This window comes from Azospirillum himalayense (genome assembly GCF_042657465.1).
Classification (GTDB): Bacteria; Pseudomonadota; Alphaproteobacteria; order Azospirillales; family Azospirillaceae; genus Azospirillum; species Azospirillum himalayense.
The window spans coordinates 97184-112690 of sequence record NZ_JBHSLC010000023.1 but is presented as its reverse complement, the minus strand read 5'-3'; the positions used below and the strand labels follow the sequence as shown (position 1 = coordinate 112690).

The 15507-nt window shown below is 69.9% G+C and carries 18 protein-coding genes; 8 read left to right on the top strand and 10 right to left on the bottom strand.

The window, feature by feature from the left end; genetic code table 11:
- Window positions 1-121: 121 nt before the first annotated feature.
- Window positions 122-1249 carry a sulfotransferase family protein gene (locus ACFPMG_RS14590; RefSeq protein ID WP_376995815.1) on the bottom strand — a complete coding sequence of 376 codons (1128 nt, stop codon included), beginning with the start codon at window positions 1247-1249 and terminating at the stop codon, window positions 122-124.
- A 173-nt stretch (window positions 1250-1422) separates the two neighbouring features.
- On the opposite strand from ACFPMG_RS14590, the gene ACFPMG_RS14585 reads away from it, so the two are divergent.
- Together ACFPMG_RS14585 and ACFPMG_RS14580 are read left to right on the top strand one after the other, a co-directional pair.
- The gene (locus ACFPMG_RS14585; protein ID WP_376995813.1) at window positions 1423-2043 is read left to right on the top strand and encodes an ABC transporter substrate-binding protein; all 621 of its coding nucleotides are present in this window, start codon (window positions 1423-1425) and stop codon (window positions 2041-2043) included.
- 18 nt (window positions 2044-2061) lie between these two features.
- Window positions 2062-3027, top strand: a complete 966-nt coding sequence (locus ACFPMG_RS14580; protein ID WP_376995812.1) for an NAD-dependent epimerase/dehydratase family protein — start codon at window positions 2062-2064, stop codon at window positions 3025-3027.
- Window positions 3028-3155: 128 nt separating this feature from the next.
- On the opposite strand, the gene cueR is transcribed toward ACFPMG_RS14580, so the two are convergent.
- From cueR to ACFPMG_RS14565, 3 genes are all read right to left on the bottom strand, one after another.
- Window positions 3156-3590 carry a Cu(I)-responsive transcriptional regulator gene (cueR, locus tag ACFPMG_RS14575; RefSeq protein WP_465252021.1) on the bottom strand — a complete coding sequence of 145 codons (435 nt, stop codon included), beginning with the start codon at window positions 3588-3590 and terminating at the stop codon, window positions 3156-3158.
- Window positions 3587-5986 carry a heavy metal translocating P-type ATPase gene (locus tag ACFPMG_RS14570; protein ID WP_376995811.1) on the bottom strand — a complete coding sequence of 800 codons (2400 nt, stop codon included), beginning with the start codon at window positions 5984-5986 and terminating at the stop codon, window positions 3587-3589. Before ACFPMG_RS14570 ends, cueR begins: the two co-directional genes overlap by 4 nt.
- 253 nt (window positions 5987-6239) lie before the next feature.
- Window positions 6240-6446, bottom strand: coding sequence for a heavy-metal-associated domain-containing protein (locus ACFPMG_RS14565; protein ID WP_376995810.1), 207 nt, complete (start codon window positions 6444-6446; stop codon window positions 6240-6242).
- 150 nt (window positions 6447-6596) lie between these two features.
- On the opposite strand from ACFPMG_RS14565, the gene ACFPMG_RS14560 reads away from it, so the two are divergent.
- Genes ACFPMG_RS14560 through ACFPMG_RS14550 form a run of 3 tightly spaced genes read left to right on the top strand, consistent with a single transcriptional unit; the run spans window position 6597 to window position 8494 of the window.
- The gene (locus ACFPMG_RS14560; RefSeq protein ID WP_376995809.1) at window positions 6597-7436 is read left to right on the top strand and encodes a TIGR02587 family membrane protein; all 840 of its coding nucleotides are present in this window, start codon (window positions 6597-6599) and stop codon (window positions 7434-7436) included.
- 12 nt (window positions 7437-7448) lie between these two features.
- Window positions 7449-7874: a hypothetical protein gene (locus tag ACFPMG_RS14555; protein WP_376995808.1), complete on the top strand. Its 426-nt coding sequence runs from the start codon at window positions 7449-7451 to the stop codon at window positions 7872-7874.
- Between the two features lie 59 nt (window positions 7875-7933).
- Window positions 7934-8494 (top strand): hypothetical protein, encoded by a 561-nt coding sequence (locus ACFPMG_RS14550; RefSeq protein WP_376995806.1) that lies wholly within the window; start codon window positions 7934-7936, stop codon window positions 8492-8494.
- A gap of 228 nt (window positions 8495-8722) precedes the next feature.
- Here ACFPMG_RS14550 and ACFPMG_RS14545 read toward each other — a convergent pair whose 3' ends face one another.
- Window positions 8723-9421, bottom strand: coding sequence for a pirin family protein (locus tag ACFPMG_RS14545; protein ID WP_376995805.1), 699 nt, complete (start codon window positions 9419-9421; stop codon window positions 8723-8725).
- 169 nt (window positions 9422-9590) lie between these two features.
- Here ACFPMG_RS14545 and ACFPMG_RS14540 point away from each other — a divergent pair, with 169 nt between their 5' ends.
- Both ACFPMG_RS14540 and ACFPMG_RS14535 read left to right on the top strand, forming a co-directional pair.
- Window positions 9591-10223 carry a trimeric intracellular cation channel family protein gene (locus ACFPMG_RS14540; protein WP_376995804.1) on the top strand — a complete coding sequence of 211 codons (633 nt, stop codon included), beginning with the start codon at window positions 9591-9593 and terminating at the stop codon, window positions 10221-10223.
- Window positions 10224-10266: 43 nt separating this feature from the next.
- Window positions 10267-10545: a GNAT family N-acetyltransferase gene (locus ACFPMG_RS14535; protein WP_035678432.1), complete on the top strand. Its 279-nt coding sequence runs from the start codon at window positions 10267-10269 to the stop codon at window positions 10543-10545.
- Between the two features lie 3 nt (window positions 10546-10548).
- On the opposite strand, the gene ACFPMG_RS14530 is transcribed toward ACFPMG_RS14535, so the two are convergent.
- From ACFPMG_RS14530 to ACFPMG_RS14510, 5 genes are all read right to left on the bottom strand, one after another.
- Window positions 10549-10977, bottom strand: a complete 429-nt coding sequence (locus tag ACFPMG_RS14530) for a carboxymuconolactone decarboxylase family protein (protein ID WP_376995803.1) — start codon at window positions 10975-10977, stop codon at window positions 10549-10551.
- A complete protein-coding gene (locus ACFPMG_RS14525) occupies window positions 10928-11341 on the bottom strand; it encodes a MerR family transcriptional regulator (protein WP_376995802.1) in 414 nt (137 codons plus the stop codon). Before ACFPMG_RS14525 ends, ACFPMG_RS14530 begins: the two co-directional genes overlap by 50 nt.
- Window positions 11342-11433: 92 nt before the next feature.
- The gene (locus ACFPMG_RS14520; RefSeq protein ID WP_376995801.1) at window positions 11434-12138 is read right to left on the bottom strand and encodes an ABC transporter ATP-binding protein; all 705 of its coding nucleotides are present in this window, start codon (window positions 12136-12138) and stop codon (window positions 11434-11436) included.
- A 106-nt stretch (window positions 12139-12244) separates the two neighbouring features.
- Window positions 12245-12988, bottom strand: a complete 744-nt coding sequence (locus ACFPMG_RS14515) for a sulfite exporter TauE/SafE family protein (RefSeq protein WP_376995800.1) — start codon at window positions 12986-12988, stop codon at window positions 12245-12247.
- Window positions 12989-13180: 192 nt separating this feature from the next.
- Window positions 13181-14806, bottom strand: coding sequence for an acyl-CoA synthetase (locus ACFPMG_RS14510; protein ID WP_376995799.1), 1626 nt, complete (start codon window positions 14804-14806; stop codon window positions 13181-13183).
- Between the two features lie 176 nt (window positions 14807-14982).
- Between ACFPMG_RS14510 and ACFPMG_RS14505 the strand changes: the two genes are divergently transcribed.
- A complete protein-coding gene (locus ACFPMG_RS14505; RefSeq protein ID WP_376995798.1) occupies window positions 14983-15501 on the top strand; it encodes an RT0821/Lpp0805 family surface protein in 519 nt (172 codons plus the stop codon).
- Window positions 15502-15507 lie beyond the last annotated feature (6 nt).

Below are 15507 nucleotides of genomic sequence, written 5' to 3'. Positions count from 1 at the left end.
AGTGCGAATGCCCCCTCCCTAACCCTCCCCCGCCTTTGGCGAGGGAGGGAATTTTGAGCGGAGCGGCGGCAGTTCCCTCTCCCGCGAAAGCGGGGGAGGGTTAGGGAGGGGGCAAAAGCCCTCACGCCACACTGGCCCCCCAGCGCGCGACGAAGGGAGCCCATTCGCGGTCCACCCGCTCCCGCCCCTCGTCGGACAGGCGGTGGCGGTTCTTCGCGTAATCGCTCACCGCCCCCAGATACGCCTCGAAGTTCGGACGCGCCGCCGCGTATCCCGGCAGTTCCAGCGTTTGGTACAGCCGTTCCACCTCCTCCAGCGGCGCGCGCTCGAAGCGTTCGAACGGCACCTCGGCGAAGCGGTTCGCCGGCAGGTCCGCCGTGTCGTCGATCAGCGCCTGCATGATGCGTGGATAGTGGTCCAGAACCACCCGCTCCACGTCGATGTGCCCGTGCGGCTGGAGCGCCAGCCGCGCCAGCAGCGTCCTGTAGAAGCCCACCGTGGACACGAACACCGCCCGCGGGTCGCGGTGGATGTGGATGAAGCGCGCGTCGGGCCAGATCTCCCGCATCATGGCGACCCGCGCGCTGTAGACCGGGTTCTTCAGCAGGATGCAGCGCCCGCCCTGGGCGATTGACACCTTCTCCAGGAAATAGAGAAAGCGGCGCTTCCAGGCGTCCCGCTCCGCCACCGTGCAACCGTCGAAATAGAGGCCGCGGCGCAGATTCTCGTCGAACCGTTCCGGGAAATAGAGCCCGTGGTAGAAGGAGACCGGCGACATGTTCGCCAACGCGATCTCATCCTCCTGCGGGCTGTCGGCCTTGACCGGCACGTTGTCGATGTAGCGCCGCTCCGGCAGGGCGCGGGCCAGCAGCGGCCGCAGGACCGGGCCCAGCCCCAGCATGTCCCAGGGCAGGCCGACCGCGAAGGGGTCGATGATGCCGAACTGCGGGTCGCGGCTCAGCACGTTGTAGAGATGGGTGGTCCCGCTGCGCCAATGGCCGAGGATGAAGACCGGCGGCGGCAGGCCGGCGGACGTCCGGCGCCGTGCCGCCACCCATCCGGCCTCGGCCAGCGAGAAGGGCGCGCGCCCGACGGCCGAGGCCAGCGCCGCCAGCGCCGTCGGCCAGCCGCGCCCCCGCGGCCCGCCGTTGCGCGCCAGCACGGTCAGCAGCGTGACGGCGTCGCAGCCATACAGCGGATGGTCCGGGATCGGCAGCCATCCGCTTCCCCTCTTCGCCGATCCACCCATCCGGACACCTCCCTTCGACAGCGCCGCGCAGGAGGATAGACCGGCCCGGACGCTGTTACATCCCACACGGACGGTTGAATCCGCTTGCCCCGAACGGGCAGATTTCCATCGACTCTTGCCGGAACAGGACGGGGCGCACCGCGATGACTGGGTCTTTCTCACGCCGAACATGGATGCGCGCTGCGCTCGCGCTGGCCGTCCTGGCGGCTGGCCTGCTGCCGGTCCCCGCCGTGGCGCAGCAAGCCGGCACCACGCCGGGCGCCCGCGCCACGGTGGCGCGGCTGAACGAGGCCATCCTGTCCCTGATGCGGGAGGCCGCGGGACGGGAGCCGGCCTGGGCGCGGCTTCAACGATTCCTGCCGGTGATGCTCGACACCTTCGACCTGGAAGCGGCGCTCCGCGTCGCCGCCGCTCCCTATTTCGATCAGTCGGCGGAGCCGGAGAAGCGGCAGGCGCTGGACGCCTTCGCGCGACGCAGCGCCGCCCAGTATGTCGACCGGTTCGACAGCTACGACGGCCAGCGGCTCGAGATCGTCGGCGAGCGGCCGGCTCCGCGTGGGATGCTGCTGGTCGACACCGATCTGGTGCGCGCGGGCAAGACGCCGGTGCGGCTGAGCTATCTGCTGCGTCCGGAAGGCGACCGCTGGCGCATCCTGGACGTGCTGGCGAAGGGCACGGTCAGCCAGCTTGCCACCCAGCGCTCGGAATTCCAGAACACGCTGCGCGGCGGCGGGCTGGCCGCCCTGACCCGCGACCTGAACAGCAACGCCGACCGCATCCTCGGCGGGGCGTAGAGGCGGAGGCGGAGGCGCATGGGCATCACCCTCGTCACCGGGGGCTGCGGCTTCATCGGCGGGCATCTGGTGGCGGCGCTGGCGGCGCGGGGCGAGCGGGTGCGCATCCTCGACCTTCAGGACCCGCCGGACGGCCTGCCGCCGGACGTGGAGGTCCAGCGCGGCTCCATCCTCGACGCGGCGGCGGTGACCCGCGCGCTGGAGGGGGTGGAGCGGGTCCATCACCTCGCCGCCGTCGCCACGCTGTGGGACCGCGACCCGACCATCTTCGACCGGGTGAACCGGCAGGGCACGCGGATGGTTCTGGACGCGGCGGCGCGGACGCCGGGATTGCGGCGCTTCGTCCATTGCTCGACCGAGGCCGTGATGATCGGCCATCCGCCGCCCCGCCGGCTAGACGAGAGCGCCGATCCGGGGCTGGAGGCGCTGGCCGGCCCCTACTGCCGGTCGAAGTATCGGGCAGAGAAGGACGCGCTGGCCGCCGCGGCGCAGGGGCTGCCGGTGGTGGTGGTCAACCCCACGGCGCCCATCGGCCCCGGCGACCGGCTGCCCACCCCGCCGAACGCCATGCTGCGCCTGTTCCGGCGCGGCGGCCCGCGGCTGATCCTCGACTGCGTGCTGAACCTCGTGGATGTGCGCGATGTGGCGCAGGGCATAATCCTGGCCGCCGAGCGGGGACGGATCGGGGAGCGCTACATCCTGGGGGGAATGGATATCGGGTTGGGCGATCTGGCGGAGCGGATCGACCGGCTGTGCGGCAGGGTGCCGCTCCGCCGCCATTCCGTGCCGCCCGCCCTGGCGCTGGCGGCCGCGCGGGTGGAGGAATGGCTGTCCGACCATGTGACGCGACGCCCGCCCACGGCGTCGGTGACGGGCGTCCGGCTGGCGCTGGGCGGTGGCGGCTTCGACAGCGGCAAGGCGGCGCGGGAGTTGGGTTACACGGTCCGGCCGCTGGAGGCGAGTTTGCGGGCGGCGATGGGGTAGCGGCTTGCCCCCACCCTTCCCACGGCTTCGCCGCGGGCCCCTTCCCTCCCCCGCTTCGCAGGGGAGGGAGCTTGTCCCCTCCCCTGCGTCAGCGGGGGAGGGTCAGGGTGGGGGCTCGTGGGGTGGAGTTACGGAGGGGCCCCGTGGCAGCAACTTCCCCCGCCCTCCTCCAGATCGCGCAGGATCGGGCAATCCGGCCGCTCGTCGCCATGGCAGGCGTGGGCCAGATGCGTCAGCGTGTCGCTCATCGCGCGCAGCTCGGCGATCTTGGCCTCCAGTTCCGCCACATGGTCGAGCGCCACCCGCTTCACCTCGGCGCTGGAGCGGCTGCGGTCCTGCCACAGCCCGACCAGGATCTGGATGCGCTCGATGCTGAAGCCCAGCGTCCGCGCCCGCTTGACGAAGCGCAGGACATTCACGTCGCTGGACGAATAGACGCGGTAGCCCGCCGCGGTCCGCCCGGCCTCCGGGATCAGGCCGATGGACTCGTAGTAGCGGATCAGCTTGGCGTTGACGCCGGACGCCTTCGCCGCGTCGCCGATGGTCATGCCGCCCATGCTCATGGCTTCCACCCCCGCAGCGACAGGGCGTTCAAGACGACGCTGACCGAACTCAGCGCCATCGCCGCCCCGGCCAGCACCGGGCTGAGCAGGCCCGAGGCCGCCAGCGGGATCCCCACCAGATTGTAGATGAAGGCCCAGAACAGTCCCTGGCGGATCTTGGAGTAGGTGCGGCGCGACACGTCGATGGAGCCGGCCACCAACGCCGGATCGCCGCGCATCAGCGTGACCCCGGCGGTGTGCATCGCCACGTCGGTGCCGGTCGCCATGGCGATGCCGACGTCGGCGGCGGCCAGCGCCGGGGCGTCGTTGATGCCGTCGCCGACCATGCCGACGACCTTGCCCTCCGCCTTCAGCGTCGCCACCACCTCGGCCTTGCCGTCCGGCAGCACTTCTGCGAAGACGCGGTCGATGCCCAGGTCGGCGGCCACCGCGCGGGCGGCCCCGGCACCGTCGCCGGTGACCATCACCGTCTCCACCCCCTGCGCCTTCAGGGAGCGGACGGCGGCGCGGGCGCTCTCCTTCACCGTGTCGCCGAACGCGACGAGGCCCAGAACGCGCCGTTCCGGGGCCGTTTCGGCCAGCCAGGACACGGTGCGCCCGGCGGACTCCAGCGCCGCCGCCCGCGCCTCCAGCGCCGCGTCGGACAGGCCGCTTTCCGCGATCAGCCGGCTGCTCCCCAGCAGCAGGGCGCGGCCCTCCACGGTGGCCGACACGCCGCGCCCGGCCAGCGCCTTGAAGCCCTCCGGAGTGGCCGCCGGCACGCCCTGTTCCGCCGCGCGGTCGCGGACGGCGCGGGCCAGCGGGTGTTCGCTGCCGCTCTGAAGCGCTGCGGCCAGCCGCAGAAGTTCCACGTCGTCGACGCCATCCGCGGGCACCAGATCGGTGACGCGGGGCTTGCCCTCGGTCAGCGTGCCGGTCTTGTCGAAGGCGACGGCGGTGATGGCGTGGGCGCGCTCCAGCGCCTCCGCGTCCTTGATCAGGATGCCGTGGCGGGCCGCCGCTCCGGTGCCGACCATGATCGCGGTCGGCGTGGCGAGGCCCAGCGCGCAGGGGCAGGCGATGACCAGCACCGACACCGCCGTGATGATCGCCGTCTCCGCGTTCCCCGTGCCGATCCACCAGCCGACGAGCGTCAGCCCGGCGATGACCAGCACCACCGGCACGAAGACCGCCGCCACCTTGTCGACCAGCCGCTGGATCGGTGCCTTGGACGCCTGGGCGCCCTCGACCATGCGGACGATCTTGGCGAGCATCGTTTCGGCGCCCACCGCCACCGTCTCGACCAGCAGCAGCCCGTCCACGTTGATCGACCCGCCGGTGACGCGGGAGCCCGGCGCCTTTTCCACCGGCAGGCTTTCGCCGGTCAGCATGGATTCGTCGACGCTGCCCGCCCCCTCCGCCACGCGCCCGTCCACGGGAATGCGCTCGCCGGGGCGGACCGCCACGCGGTCGCCGACGCGCACCTGGGCGATGGGAAGCTCGATTTCCACGCCATCACGACGGACGCGGGCGGTGTCGGGGCGAAGCCGCATCAGCGCGCGGATCGCCGCCGCCGTCCGGCCCTTGGCGCGGGCCTCCAGCCACTTGCCGAGCAGCACGAAGGTGATGAGCACCGCCGACGCCTCGAAATAGAGGTGCGGCGTGTGGCCCGGATGCGCCGTCAGCATCATGTAGACGCTGAGCCCCCAGGCCGCGGAGGTGCCGAGCGCCACCAGCAGATCCATGTTGCCGGACCCGGCGCGCGCCGCCATCCAGCCGGCCCGGTAGAAGCGCCAGCCCAGCCAGAACTGCACCGGGGTCGCCAGCAGGAACTGCACCCAGGGCGGCAGCATCAGGTTCAGCCCCAGCAGGTCCCCCGCCATGCCGAGAACCAGCGGCGCCGACAGGGCGGCGGCGATCAGCACATGGTGGAGGTCCCGCCGGTTGCGATCCTGCGCCGGATCCTCCGCCGCATCCATGGAATCGGCCTCGGCGACCGGCGTGGCGGCGAAACCGGTCATCTCCACCGCCTCGGCCAGCCGGGCGGCGTCCACTGTCCCGGCATAGGCCGTGACGTGCGCCCGCTCCGTCGCGAGGTTCACGGCGGCACTTTCCACCCCTGGCACGCGCAGCAGCGCCTTTTCGACGCGCGCGACGCAGGAGGCGCAGGTCATTCCGCCAACCGTCAGGTCGAACGCCTGCCTCTGCGGTTCGAAGCCGACGTTTTCGATGGCTTCCGCCACCGCCCGCGGATCGGGATCGCCCGCGAAGGCGACCCGCGCCCGCTCGGTGGCAAGGTTGACCGACACGTCGGTGACACCCGGCAGGCGCGACAGCGCCCTTTCCACCCGCCCCACGCAAGAGGCGCAGGTCATGCCGGAAATGCCGATGTCGAGGTCGGTGGTGGTGGCGGACATGATCGTCCTTTCTTCGTCGTCAACCGGCTTCCCAGATAAGGCTTCCAATGACTGGAAGGTCAAGGGTGCCCGTTGCACCGGTCCAGGCTGTCATTCCCTCTCCCGCCCCGGGAGAGGGTGGCGCCGAAGGCGCCGGGTGAGGGTCGTTCGAGGATCAAGGCGCTTGCCCGTCGCAGATACCCTCACCCTTCCCACGCCTTCGGCGCGGGCCCCTTCCCTCTCCCGGGGCGGGAGAGGGGGATTGGAATTTCCGTTACGCGACCGGCAGCCCTTCGGCCTCGAAGCCGGCCTTGTCGAGGGCCGTCCGCAAGGCGTCGGCGCTGGGCGTCCCGCCGACGCGGACGTCCTTCGAGTCCAGGTCGATCTGCACATCCTCGACCCCGGCGACGGCGCCGAGCGCGCGGCGAACGGAGGCGGCGCAGCCGCCGCAGGTCATACCGGGAACCTTGAACGCAATCATGACGAACTCCTTCCCACAAGGTGGTGTTGCCGTCAGCTTCCTCCTTCCAACGATTGGAAGGTCAAGAGGAAATTCGCGGTCCCGATCATGGACCCGATCACTGCCGTGGTACCGCCGGAACCAACCGCTCCGCTCGCGCATTCATGGGCCATGGACATCACCCGCCAGCGCAGCTTTCTCCATGACGAAGCTCAATTCGCCCGCGCTTTGGCCCGCGCGTCGGCGGGGGCGATCATTTTCGCCCTGCCGCTGCTGATGACCATGGAGATGTGGGAGCTGGGCTTCTACATGGACCGCTTCCGGCTGGCCCTGTTCATCCTGGTGACCCTGCCGGTGCTGTTCGGCCTGTCCTACTTCGCCGGCTTCGAGGAGACCTTCTGCTGGCAGGACGACCTGATCGACGCGCTGTCGGCCTTCGCCGTCGGCTTCCTGATGTCGGCGGCGCTGCTGACCGTCTTCGCCATCGTGCGCCTGGACCAGCCGTTGCCGGAGATCATCGGCAAGATCGCGCTCCAGTCCGTGCCGGCCAGCATCGGCGCCATGCTGGCGCGCAAACAGCTCGGCCAGCAGGACGACAGCGACAAGGAACGGCGCATCCGCTCCAGCTATCCGGGGGAACTGTTCCTGATGGGGGCGGGGGCGCTGTTCGTCGGCTTCAACGTCGCCCCGACCGAGGAGATGATCCTGATCTCCTACAAGATGTCGCCCTGGCACGCGGTGGCGCTGGCGGTGCTGTCGCTGGGGCTGCTGCACATCTTCGTCTACACGGTCGGCTTCGCCGGGCAGGAAAGCGCCGGTGACGACGGGTTCCTGTCGGTCTTCCTGCGCTTCTCGGTCGCCGGCTACGGCATCGCCCTGCTGATCAGCCTCTATCTGCTGTGGACCTTCGAGCGGATCGCCGGCCTGTCGATGATGGAGCTGGTGACCGCCACGGTGGTGCTGGGTTTCCCCAGCGCGCTGGGTGCCGCCACCGCCCGCCTGATCGTGTGACGGGAGATTTTCATGGCCGACACCCGAGAGGACTATACCGCCTCCAGGGACGAGGATGGCAGCGCGTCGGTGTCGCGCCTGGCCTGGATCTCGTCGGGGCTGGGGCTCTTGCTGTTCCTGGGCTCGGTGGGGGTGCTGGGTTACGAGGGCATCACCCGCGGCAACGGCCCACCGGTGATCACCGCCACGGTGGAGGCGGTGGTTCCCGCCGGCCCGCGCTGGCTCGCCCACATCCAGGTCACCAACGACGGCGGCAAGACCGGCGCGAAGGTCCAGGTGGAGGGGGAGCTGATGGCGGACGGCGAGGCGCTCGAAACCTCGGTGGCGGAGTTCGACTATGTGCCCGCCGGCTCCGAACAGAAGGGCGGCCTGTTCTTCGACCGCGACCCGCGGGCGCATGACGTGCGCCTGCGCGTGCTCGGCTATGTGGAGCCCTGAACCAAGCGGGCCCCCGGCCTGTTGTCCTGGCACCGGCAACAGAGGACACCGACCCCGCGATGACCCGCCTGACCATCGACGAGGCGCAGCAGCGCATCCGCCTTTTCCTGACCGGCGACATGGTGGAGGCGCTGCGCGCCGTGGATTACGAATCCCCGCCGCTGGCCGACCAGCCGTCCGGCCTGACGCTGGAGGCGGCACGGCGGGCCGCGGTGCGCTTCAGCCACGTCGAAGGAGCGTCCGACTGCCTGTACCGCGTGGACGCCTTCGATGAATCGCTGGTGATGCGGCTGCAACTGAACGTCCGCCGCTTCGTGGCGATCTATCAGGTGCCGGTCGCCGATCCGGTGGCCAGCGCCACCATCTCCCCGCATTTCGAGCGCTGGGCCATTGGCGCCGGCCACGCCGGCTGGACCATCGGCTGGCGCGACGGCACCGACCCCTGGCAACCCGACCGGCGCGTGGTGGAGACCTACTGCTACGCCATGCTGCCCGAGGACTTCCTCGACAACCCGCTGGAGCAGCTCTACTGGCGCACGGACCTCGTGCAGATGACCCGCGCCTTCATGCTGGAGGCCCGCCGCATGGGCATCCGCCTCGCCGCACCACAGGGGATGTGAAGATTCCCGAGTTACCCTCTCCCGCCCCGGGAGAGGGAGGGACCCGCCGCGCGAGCGGCGGGAGGGTGAGGGTACCGCCGAGAATTCATGCATCAATCCTCGCACGCCCCTCACCCGGCTCTCGGCGGATGCCAATGGCATCCGCCTGTCGCCGTCAGCGCTGGCTTTCAGCCAGCGTGAGAGGCCCTGCGGGCCACCCTCTCCCGGGACGGGAGAGGGGTTCATGCCTCACGCCAGATCGAACAGCAGCACCTCGGCGCTGACCACGCCGTCCAGCGTCAGGGACTCCTCCTTGCTGATCGCGGCGCCGTCGCCTTCCTTCAGAACCTCGCCGTTCAGACGGACCTGACCGCGGGCGACCTGCACCCAGGCGTGGCGGCCCGGACGCAGCTCGTGGGTCACGCTGTCACCCTCGTCCAGAAGCGTGGCGTAGAGGTCCACGTCCTGGTGGATGGTCACGCTGCCGTCGCGCCCGTCCCGGGAGCCGACGAGGCGCAGGCGGCCCTGCTTCTCCTCCCGCTCGAAGGCCTTCTGCTCATAGCCGGGGACCATCCCCTCCTCGTTCGGCAGGATCCAGATCTGCAGGAAGTGCACCGGGTCCTTCTTGGACGCGTTGTACTCGCTGTGCCGGATGCCCGACCCGGCGCTCATCCGCTGAACGTCGCCGGGGCGGATGACCGAGCTGGTGCCCAGCGTGTCCTTGTGCTCCAGCGCGCCGTCGAGAACATAGGACACGATCTCCATGTCGGCGTGCCCATGGGTGGGGAAGCCGGCGCCGGGGATCACGCGGTCGTCGTTGATGACGCGCAGCGCGCGGAAGCCCATATGGGCCGGGTCGTAATAGTGGCCGAACGAGAAGCTGTGCTTGCTGTTCAGCCAGCCCATGTTGACGGCGCCCCGTTCGTCGCGGTTGCGGATCGTGATCATCTCTGCTCCTCCTCGTCCTGTACGAGGCCCTGTGGCCCCTCGTCTGGAGAGGAATGTGCTCCCGTTTCCGCAAAACAACAATTGCCGGAGTTGCGGCTTATCTGTTCCATGAGACGCAACAAACGGCTATGATGGCGGCTCCCCTCAACCAGCGTCGCCGACCGCCATCATGCCCGCCATCATACCCGATGTTTCGCCCCTCCTCCTCGCCATGGACCTGACCGGGATCTTCATCTTCGGGCTGACGGGAGGGACGCTGGCCGTGCGGCACCGTCTGGACATCTTCGGCGTGATGGTGCTGGCGCTGGTGACGGCGCTGGCCGGCGGCGTGCTGCGCGATCTGCTGATCGGGGCGATCCCGCCGGCCACCATGCAGGACGAGCGGTACCTGATCACGGCGCTGGCCTCGGGCCTGTTCGCCTTCTTCTTCCACCCCCTCATCAACCGTCTGGTCAAGCCGGTGATGGTGCTGGACGCGGCCGGCCTCGGCATCTTCGCGGTGGCCGGCTGCGGCAAGGCGCTGGCCTATGGGCTGGGCCCGCTGCCCGCGGTCCTGCTCGGCGTGCTGACCGCCTGCGGCGGCGGGCTGGTGCGCGACGTGCTGGTGGCCGAGGTGCCGCGGGTCCTGCGCGAGGAGATCTACGCGGTGGCCGCCCTGCTGGGCGCGGCGATCGTCATCGCCGGGGCCATGCTGGACCTGCCGAAGGCGCCGATCGCCATCGCCGGGGCGGCGGCGGCCTTCCTGCTGCGGGTGGTCAGCGTGCTGCGCGGCTGGAGCGCCCCGCGCGCCCCCGGTTCATGACATTTGCAGTGAACAACCAAAGGCTTCGGCTGTTGGAATGGGCATGAGCGACACCGTGACCGACAACCCGGCCATGAGCCGGTTCGAACTGGACGTGAACGGCCAGACGGTCTTCGCGACCTACCGCCGCCGCGGCACCATCCTGCACATCCCCTATGTGGAGGCGCCGCCGTCCCTGCGCGGCACCGGCGCCGCCGGGCGGCTGCTGGAAGGGGTGATGGCCATCGCCCGCGCCGAAGGGCTGACCATCGTCCCGATCTGCGGCTACGCCGCCAACTGGATGCACCGCCACCGCGAGCATCACGACCTGCTGGCGCGGTAGGTCTCATGACGGTCCCTGCGGCCGTTGCCCGTCGGTCGCCGCGAAGACCTCCTTGGCCGCGAGCAGCCCGTTGAGAGCGGCCGGGAACCCTGCATAGACCGCCATCTGGATGAGAACCTCGACGATCTCGTCGCGGGTCAGCCCGACGTTCAATCCGGCCTCGATGTGCACCTTGAGCTGGGGTGCCGCGTTCCCCATGGCGGCAAGCGCCGCGATGGTGGCGATCTCGCGCGAGCGCAGGTCGAGGCCGGGCCGCGAATAGATGTCGCCGAAGGGAAATTCGAACAGGTAGGTCGCGAAGTCCGGCGCGATGTCGGCAAGCGCCGCCACCACCTTGTGACCGGCCGCGCCGTCGATTTCGGCAAGCGCCCGTTGCCCGCGTTCAAGCCGGCTTTCTTCGACCCCGGATTCGATTTTGGACAGGTGTGTCATCGTCAGTCTTCCTCTGTTCCGTTTCGACGTAGCCGTCGATCTTGGTATCGAGGACGAGAAGACAGGCGTTCAGGTCATCGACCTGGGCACGCACGCGGTCGCGGTGCTGCTCCAGCAAGGCCCGCCGTTCCGCTTCGGTCCCGGCGCCCTCCTCGCGAAGCGCCGCGTAGCGGAGCATGTCGCGGATCGGCATGCCGGTCGTCTTCAGCCGGCCGAGAAACTCGATCCAGATCAGGATCGAGGCGTCATAATCGCGGTGTCGGGATTGGTTCCGGTCGGCGTAGGGCAGCAGCCCTATCCGCTCATAGTAGCGGATGGTGTGGGCCGTCAGCCCCGAGCGTTTCGCGAGGTCTCCGATCTTCATGCGCGTCTGCTTCTCATCACGATGCACAGGACGCTACGGGTTCGAGCGCGCTCTAAGTCAAGAGGGTTTCAGCCACCGCGACCGCTGACACGTCACAGGCCGAGATAGGCCTGCTTCACCGCGGGGTCGGCCAGCAACTCCTGGCCCGTGCCGGCCAGAACGACGCGCCCGTTCTCCAGCACATAGGCGCGCTGTGCCAGCTTCAGCGAGGCGGCGACGTTCTGCTCCACCAGGATGATCGTCATGCCCTCGGCGGCCAGCGCGCGGATGGTGCGGAACAGCTCCTGCACCATGGTCGGGGAGAGGCCGAGCGACGGCTCGTCGAACATGATCAGGTCGGGCTTGCCCATCAGGCAGCGCCCGATGGCCAGCATCTGCTGCTCGCCGCCCGACAGGGTGCCGGCGGCCTGCTCCAGCCGCTCCTTCAGGCGGGGGAAGAGGGTCAGCACGCGCTCGAACGTGTCCTTCGCCTCGGCGCGGGCACGCGGGATGACGGCGCCCATCTCCAGATTCTCGCGGATGCTGAGTGTGGGGAAGATCTGCCGCCCCTCCGCCACCTGCCCGATGCCGAGGTCGCAGACGACGTGGCTGGGCAGGCCGGCAATGTCCTTGCCGCGGAAGCGGATGGTGCCGCGGGCCGGCTTCAGGATGCCGGAGATGGTGCGGATCAGCGAGGTCTTGCCCGCCCCGTTGGCGCCGACGATGGCGGTCGTCGTGCCCTCCGCCACCGCGATGGACACGCCGTCGAGCGCCTGGGCGTCGCCGTAGAAGAGGTCGAGGTCGGATACGGTCAGCATGCGGGGTCTTGCGTCGTGGCGGCCATCATGGAGAGGGCCGCCACCTTAGCGCAGGCGCCGCCGGAACCGAACGGCTTTTGCTGCAGGCCGCCTTACTTCAGCCGCCCTACTTCAGGAAGAACAGGACGCTCATCGCCAAGCCCACGGCGATGATGCCCGCGCGCAGGATGCGCGACGGGATCTTGCGTCCAACCCGAGCCCCGGCATAGCCGCCGGCCACCGCCGCCACGGTCATCAGCGCGGCGTAGGACCACTCCACCGCCCCGCCGACCGCGTAGGCGGCGACCGCGATGGCGGTCAGCACGGCGGAGAACAGGTTCTTCAGCGCGTTCATGGCGTTCAGGTTGGTCATCCCGAACAGGCTCAGCTGCGCCAGCAGCAGGATGCCGAGGCCGCCGTTGAAGTAGCCGCCATAGACCGACACCGCGAACAGCGTGGCGAGCATCGCCCCCGTCCCGTGCAGCCCCACCACCCGCAGCCGGGCCGCCAGCATGCCGCCGAAGGCGAACAGCGCGGTGGCGACCAGCAGCAGCCAGGGCACGATGCTGCGGAACACCGAATCCGGAGTCACCAGCAGCAGCGCCGCCCCGATCAGCCCTCCGGTCAGGCTGACCACCGACAGCGTGACCAGCCCGACCCCGCCCACCGGCTCCAGATCGTGGCGGTAGCCGTAGACGCCGCTGGCGTAGCCGGGCAGCAGCGCCACCGTGCCGGTGGCGTTCGCCGCCACGGGTGGAACCCCGGCGTAGATCAGCGCGGGAAGGGTCAGGAAACTGCCGCCGCCGGCGACCGCGTTCATCGCCCCGGCCAGGAAGGCCGCGGCGAGCAGGAGCAGGGATGTCGTCACCATCGTTCGGGTCGTTTTCGTTTCTTGTTGTTTGTTGCTTATTCCCCTCTCCCGTCTTGGGAGAGGGTGCCCGCGAGAGCGGGCGGGTGAGGGTCGTGCAAGGGTTATGCGCTGATCCTTGGCCGCACCCGCACCCTCCCGCCGCTGCGCGGCGGGTCCCTCCCTCTCCCGGGGCGGGAGAGGGGTTTGGGAAGCCTACCCCCTCCCCCTCAGCTCGCGCCGGATGATCTTGCCCGTGGTCGTCATCGGCAGGTTGTCCACGAACTCCACGGCGCGGGGGTACTCGTGGGCGGCCAGCCGCGTCTTCACATGGGCCTGGATCTCCGCCGCCAGTTCGTCGCTGGGGCGCACGCCGTCCTGGAGGACGATGAAGGCCTTCACGATCTCGGTGCGCAAAGGGTCGGGCATACCGACCACGGCGGCCATGCGGACGGCGGGGTGGCCGATCAGGCAATCCTCGATCTCGCCGGGGCCGATGCGGTAGCCGGCCGACGTGATCACGTCGTCGTCACGCCCGACGAAGCGGATGTAGCCGTCCGCGTCCAACTCACCCTGGTCGCCGGTGACCAGCCAGTCGCCCCCATCACCGACAAACTTCGCCGCTGTGGCCTCCGGGTTGTTCCAGTATTGAAGGAACATCACCGGGTCCGGGCGGTGCACGGCGATCAGGCCGATCTCACCGGGAGGAAGGCGGTTGCCCTTCCCGTCGACCACCGCCACGTCGTGGCCGGGCACCGGGCGGCCCATGATGCCGGGCTTGGGCGGCATGACCGTGGCACAGGAGGACACGATCATGTTGCACTCGGTCTGGCCATAGAACTCGTTGATGGTCAGCCCGAAGGTCTGGCGGCCCCAGTCGAGAAGCTCGGCCCCCAGCGTCTCGCCGCCGCTGGCGACGGAGCGCATGCTGTAATTCCAGCGCGTCTGCGGGTCCTTCACCGCGCGCATCATCTTCAGCGCGGTCGGCGGCAGGAAGGCGTTGCGCACCTGGAAATCGGCGATCAGGCGGAAGGCCTCCTCCGCGTCGAACTTCTCGAAGCGGTGGGAGACCACGGTCACGCCATGGTGCCAGGCGGGCATCAGAACGTCGAGCAACCCGCCGATCCACGCCCAGTCCGCCGGGGTCCAGATGCGGTCGCCCGGCTGCGGGAACAGGTCGTGGGAAATCTCCACCCCCGGCAGATGGCCGAGCAGCACCCGGTGCGCGTGCAGCGCCCCCTTGGGCTGGCCGGTGGTGCCGGAGGTGTAGATGATCACCGCCGGGTCGTCGGCCGCCGTGTCCACCGGCGTGAAGTCCTCCGACGCGGCATCGACCAGCGCGTGCCAGTCCAGCTCGCCCTCCCCGGCCTCGTCGATGCGCAGGACGAGTTTCAGTTCGGGCAGGCGGTCGCGGATCTGGGCGATCTTGGCCGCACCCACGGCGTCGGTCACCACCGCCCTCGCCCCGCAGTTGCCGAGGCGGTATTCCAGCGCCTCGACGCCGAACAGCGAGAAGAGGGGGACGGCGACGCCGCCCATCTTGTAGACGGCGACGTGGCTGACCGCCGTCTCCGGCGCCTGGGGCAGCAGGATGCCCACCCGGTCGCCGCGCGCCACCCCATGGGCGGCCAGCGCGTTGGCGAGGCGGTTCGACAGGCGGCGGATGTCGGCGAAGCTGTAGGTCTCCACCGCGCCGTCGCGGCGCTTGTGGATCAGGGCGGTGCGGTCCGGATCGCGCTCCGCCCACTTGTCGCAGACGTCCACGCCGATGTTGTAACGCTCCGGCACCGACCAGACGAAACGGTCGCGCAGGCCCTCGTAGCTGTCCGCTTCCGGCAGCATGCTTTTCCTCCCGACAGGTTCTTGCCGGCCGCTTGGACGCGGCCATTTCCTTGCATCATAGGGGCAACGGCGGCGTTCCGTCACGCGGACGGAATAGTTTGCGGGGCTGCCATGTTTACGGGGGCAGGTTCCGTTCCGTGGGGTTCGAGATGAAGGCCAAGGGGATTGTTGCGGTTGTGTTGTCCGTGGGCCTGCTGGCCGGCTGCGCCAGCCCCTATGGCTATGGGTATGGCGCCGGGTATGGTGGTGGCGGGTACGGGGCCAACTATGGCGGCGGCTACGCCCCCGGCTATGGCAACAAGGCGACGGCGGGCACCCTGCTGGGCGGCGTGGTCGGCGGCCTCGCCGGGTCGCGCTTCGGGGGCGGCACGGGCAAGCTGGTGGCGGTCGGCGTCGGTACCCTGCTCGGCGCCGCGCTGGGCAACGCCGCCGGCCAGTCGATGGACCGCGCCGACCTGATGTACGCGCAGCAGGCCGCGGGGCAGGCCTACATGGCGCCGACCGGCGCCACCGTGCAGTGGAACAACCCGCAGACCGGCAACTGGGGCACCTACACCCCGACCCGCGACGGCACCGGCCCCTATGGCGAGCCGTGCCGGGAGTTCCAGACCAGCATCGTGGTCGGCGGGCAGCTTCAGCAGGGCTACGGCACCGCCTGCCGCCAGTCGGACGGAAGCTGGCGCATGGTGAGCTGACGCGCG